This window comes from Dietzia sp. B44, assembly GCF_014145245.1.
In the GTDB taxonomy this organism is placed as follows: Bacteria; Actinomycetota; Actinomycetes; order Mycobacteriales; family Mycobacteriaceae; genus Dietzia; species Dietzia natronolimnaea.
The window spans coordinates 1-4196 of the sequence record NZ_JAALEF010000383.1; the positions used below are offsets into that span (position 1 = coordinate 1).

6 protein-coding genes are annotated in these 4196 nt (G+C 71.7%); 5 read left to right on the forward strand and 1 reads right to left on the reverse strand.

Annotated elements, in window-relative coordinates:
* The 4 genes from G6017_RS12440 to G6017_RS12455 form a co-directional block, all read left to right on the forward strand.
* On the forward strand, positions 1–978 hold a 978-nt coding region (locus G6017_RS12440), incomplete at its 5' end, for a flavin monoamine oxidase family protein (RefSeq protein WP_182617628.1).
* Positions 975–1457 (forward strand): SRPBCC family protein, encoded by a 483-nt coding sequence (locus G6017_RS12445; protein WP_182617630.1) that lies wholly within the window; start codon positions 975–977, stop codon positions 1455–1457. The genes G6017_RS12440 and G6017_RS12445, both read left to right, overlap by 4 nt.
* Positions 1454–2143 carry a class II aldolase/adducin family protein gene (locus tag G6017_RS12450; RefSeq protein WP_179523238.1) on the forward strand — a complete coding sequence of 230 codons (690 nt, stop codon included), beginning with the start codon at positions 1454–1456 and terminating at the stop codon, positions 2141–2143. Before G6017_RS12445 ends, G6017_RS12450 begins: the two co-directional genes overlap by 4 nt.
* The gene (locus G6017_RS12455) at positions 2140–3084 is read left to right on the forward strand and encodes a carbohydrate kinase family protein (protein ID WP_182617631.1); all 945 of its coding nucleotides are present in this window, start codon (positions 2140–2142) and stop codon (positions 3082–3084) included. Before G6017_RS12450 ends, G6017_RS12455 begins: the two co-directional genes overlap by 4 nt.
* A 122-nt stretch (positions 3085–3206) precedes the next feature.
* On the opposite strand, the gene G6017_RS12460 is transcribed toward G6017_RS12455, so the two are convergent.
* Positions 3207–3431 (reverse strand): hypothetical protein, encoded by a 225-nt coding sequence (locus G6017_RS12460; protein WP_179523236.1) that lies wholly within the window; start codon positions 3429–3431, stop codon positions 3207–3209.
* Positions 3432–3550: 119 nt separating this feature from the next.
* Here G6017_RS12460 and G6017_RS12465 point away from each other — a divergent pair.
* The coding region (locus tag G6017_RS12465; protein WP_182617633.1) for an SDR family NAD(P)-dependent oxidoreductase at positions 3551–4196 on the forward strand (646 nt) is incomplete at its 3' end.

Consider the following 4196-nt stretch of genomic DNA (forward strand, 5'->3'; position numbering starts at 1 on the left):
CCCGACGCGGGCCGGTTGGACGCGCAGAGTCTCGCCACCTGGCTGCGGCGCGGCGCGATCGGCGCCGGCGGGGTCGAGTTGATCGACACCCTCCTCGGTTCGGCGTTCGGGGCCGCGGCGTCCGAGGCCTCGGCGCTGTACGGCCTGGCGTATGTCGCGGGCGCGGGTGACGAGATCCACCCGGGCTCACTGGACCGGATGATCGGCGTGGCCGGCGGGGCCCAGGAGTCCCGGGTCGTGGGCGGTTCGCAGGTGATCTCGCAACGCATGGCCGAGGAACTGGGCGACTCCGTCACCCTCGGCGCCCCCGTCCGGCGGATCGAACACCGTGCCACGGGGGTCACCGTCACCACCGACGCGGGGTCCTTCGACGGCGAGGAGGTGATCGTGACCGCGCCACCCCACCTGGCCGCCGAGATCGAGTGGAGCCCGTCGCTGCCCGCCCACCAGGACGCCCTGTTCCGCAGGATGGCCTTCGGCACCCTCATGAAGTGTGAGGCGATCTACGAGCGCCCGTTCTGGCGGGAGGACGGACTCTCCGGCCAGGGCGTCTTCCGCGGGGGCGGTACCCCGGTGTGCTCGATGTTCGACAACACCCCGCCGAGCGGCTCACCCGGGATCCTCATGGGGTTCGTGGGGGGAGCGGGGTGGCGGAAGTGGGCGCCCCGTCCGGCCCGGGAGCGCGGCGGGGCGGTCCTGCAGAGCTTCGCCCGGGTGGTCGGGCCCGCGGCGCTGGCGCCTGTCGGATACTTCGAGAAGGACTGGACCGCGGAACGCTGGACCCGGGGTGGCCCGACCGCTGTCCTCGGCCCCGGCGTCCTGACCACGCTCGGTCAGTGGCGCGACCGGCCGCTCGGCCGCGTGCACTGGGCCGGTGCCGAACACTCCGACTACTGGAACGGCTACATGGACGGCGCGGTCCGCTCCGGGGAGGTCGCCGCCCGCGCCGTGATCGCACACTCAGGAGGACATCCGTGACACGTCTGACCGTTTCCGTACAGCAGCGACTCGCAGCCCCGGTCGAGGACATCTGGGCCGTGATCGACGACACCTCCCGGTACGCCGAGTGGGTCGACGGGGCCCTGGAGGTCACCACCCACCACGGTGCGGCGACCGTGGGCGAGACCTATTCCGAGCGGAACCGGACGATCGGGCCGCTCACGACGCGGTCCGTGTGGACGGTGGGGAAGGTCGAGCCGCGGTCCCTCAGGGTCGACTCCGGGACCGGGTTCGCGCCGTTGCACGACATGGTCAACACCTTCCGCTTCGAGCCACTGGGCGCCGAGGCCACCCTGATGACGTACCGGGTCGACTGCCGGGTCGGGCTCGGCCCCCTCGGCCGCCTCGTCGCGCCGGTTCTCGAGAAGTCGCTCACCGGCCAGTTCCGCCGGTCCATGACGACGCTCGAGAGCGTCGTGCACGCCGAACGCGGCATCGATCAGGCCGGTGGGCTGTGACGACGGAGTCGTCGGGATCCCGTGGGCAGTCGTCGCGGGCCCGCGAGCACGTCGCCGCCACCGCCAGGCGACTGGCGGCCGAGGGACTGCTCATCGGCACCGCCGGAAACGTCTCGGCCCGGGTGGACGACGGGCGGATCGCCGTGACCGGCACCGGGGTGGTCCTGGCCGACTGCCGTGCCGAGGACGTCACCGTGGTCGGCGCGACGGGCGAGCACGTGGACGGCCGACTCGCACCGACCTCCGAGCTCGGGCTGCATCTGGGGATCTACTCCGGTACTCAGGCGGGGGCCGTCGTCCACACCCACGCCCCGTTCTCCACCGCCGTCTCCTGCGTGACCGGGATGGACGCGCTGCCCGTACTGCACTACCAGCAGTTGCTGCTGGGCGGCGAGATCCGGGTGGCGCCCTACGCGACCTTCGGAACCCCCGAGCTCGCCGACCTCGTCGTGGACGGCCTGCGCGACCGGCAGGCGGTCCTGATGGCCAACCACGGCTCGGTGACGGTGGGATCCTCCCTCGACAAGGCCCTCGACAACGCGCTGTTGCTGGAGTGGCTGGCGGCCCTGCACGTCCGCGCGAGTGGGGTGGGCACACCACGACCCCTCACCGAGGCGCAGCAACACGACGCGGTCGTCCAGGCGATCACCCTCGAGTACGGAACCACCAAGGAGAGCCCGCAATGACCGACATCTCATCCATGACGATCGCGACGGTCGGAGTGCACGTCCTCGACGTCCACGCGATCGGGATCGAGTCCATCCCGGAGGGCTCCGCCGGGGCCCTCGTGGACACCATCGCCTTCTCACCGGCCGGGACCGCGGGGGGCACCGCGGTGGTGCTCAGCCGCCTCGGGGCCGGGGTCCGCAGCATCGGTGCGGTCGGCGCCGACTCGATCGGGCGCACCCTGATGACCCTGTTGAGCGGGGAGGGGGTCGACACCAGCCGCCTGGTGACCAAGGCGGACGCACAGACGTCCGCCTCGGTGATCCCCGTGCGCCCCAACGGGGACCGGCCGGCGTGGCACTGCATCGGCGCGAACGGCGTGTTCACCCTGGACGGCATCGACGACGACGCGCTCGAGGGGCTCACTCATCTGCACCTGGGTGGGCCGGAGTTCCTGGGCGGCCCGGCGGCCGGCGAGCTGCTCGCCCGTGCCCGTGAGAAGGGGATCACCACGTCGGTCGACGTCCTGGCCGACGGCGACCCCGGGATGCTCGAGTGGATCGCGGACGCGCTACCGCACGTGGACTACCTGCTGCCCAACGACGACCAGGTCCGCGGCTTCACCGGCGCCGACATGCTGGCCGAGGGGGCGCGCATGCTGATCGAGCGCGGGGTCACGTGCGTGGCCCTCACCGCGGGCGCCGACGGCGCGCTCGTCGTGACACCGGACGAGACCATCGCGGTACCCGCCTTCGCGATCGACGTCGTCGACACCACCGGCTGCGGGGACTCGTTCTCCGCCGGGTTCCTGGTGGGGCGTCATCTCGGTCGCGACCTGCGGGACTCCGCCGTCCTCGGCTGCGCGGTCGCGGCCCAGGTGGCCCGGGGGCTCGGGACCACCGCCGGCAGCTACGACCTCGATTCGGTGGTCGAGTTCGCCCGATCGGCTCCGACCGGCTGACCGCGAGGGCCGGCCTCGAGGGGATCGCCACAACCACGACGGGCCGGCTCCCCACCGCATCGACGCGGTGGGGAGCCGGCACGTCGGGCTCGGCTGCGTGGCCTGAGTAGGCCTGAGTCAGGTCAGGCGACGCCCGTGCCCTCGTCGGCCGCGGGGGAGGTGTTGGTGCCACCGTCGTTGATCTCGAAGCGGGTCCACTTACCGTCCATGTCGACCTCCATGGCGTAACCGAGAGCATCGTCGGGGACCTCGACCGTCTTGAACCAGTCGTAGGCCTTGGTGTCGTCGGCGAACTCCTTCTCATCGATGACGTTCTGCTCGGGGTCGATCACGCGGTAACGGGGCATGCCCACTCCTTCGGTTCGGGTGACGTGTGTCGTGTCCGCATTCTGGGGGATCGAGCGCCCACTCGCATCCGGTCGCCGGGGGCGTACGGTCGGGAGTCCAGACGACCAGGGAGGCATCCGTGACCACCGATCCGACAGTTCAGTCCTCTGACCAGCCCGGGCATTCCGTACTCGTCGACCCGACGACCAAGTACCAGATCGAGGTGCCGGTCCAGCAGCAACCGGTTCCGGGGTTGGCCTCCGAGATGGACCCTCCCGCCGACCACGGGGAGGACACCTACGTGGGTCACGGCCGGCTCACCGGGCGGCGTGCACTGATCACCGGCGGTGACTCCGGGATCGGCCGCGCCGTGGCCATCGCCTACGCACGCGAGGGCGCCGACGTGGCGATCGGCTACCTGCCCTCTGAGCAGTCCGACGCCGACGACGTGGCCGCTCTCGTGCGCGCGGCCGGCCGGACCTGCGTCCTGCTCCCCGGCGACGTCGGTGACGAGGCCGTCGCGCGCGGGATCGTCCGCGACGCCGTCGCGGGGCTCGGCGGTCTGGACGTGCTCGTGCTCAACGCCGCCCGGCAGACCTTCGTCGAGCACCTGGAGGACCTGTCCTCCGAGCAGTGGGCCGAGACGATGAACGTCAACATCTCGGCGCCGTTCTGGATGATGCAGGAGGCGCTCGCCCACCTGCAGCCCGGATCGAGCGTGATCTTCACGTCCTCGGTGCAGGCGTACACCCCGTCACCGGGGCTCGTGGACTACGCCACCTCGC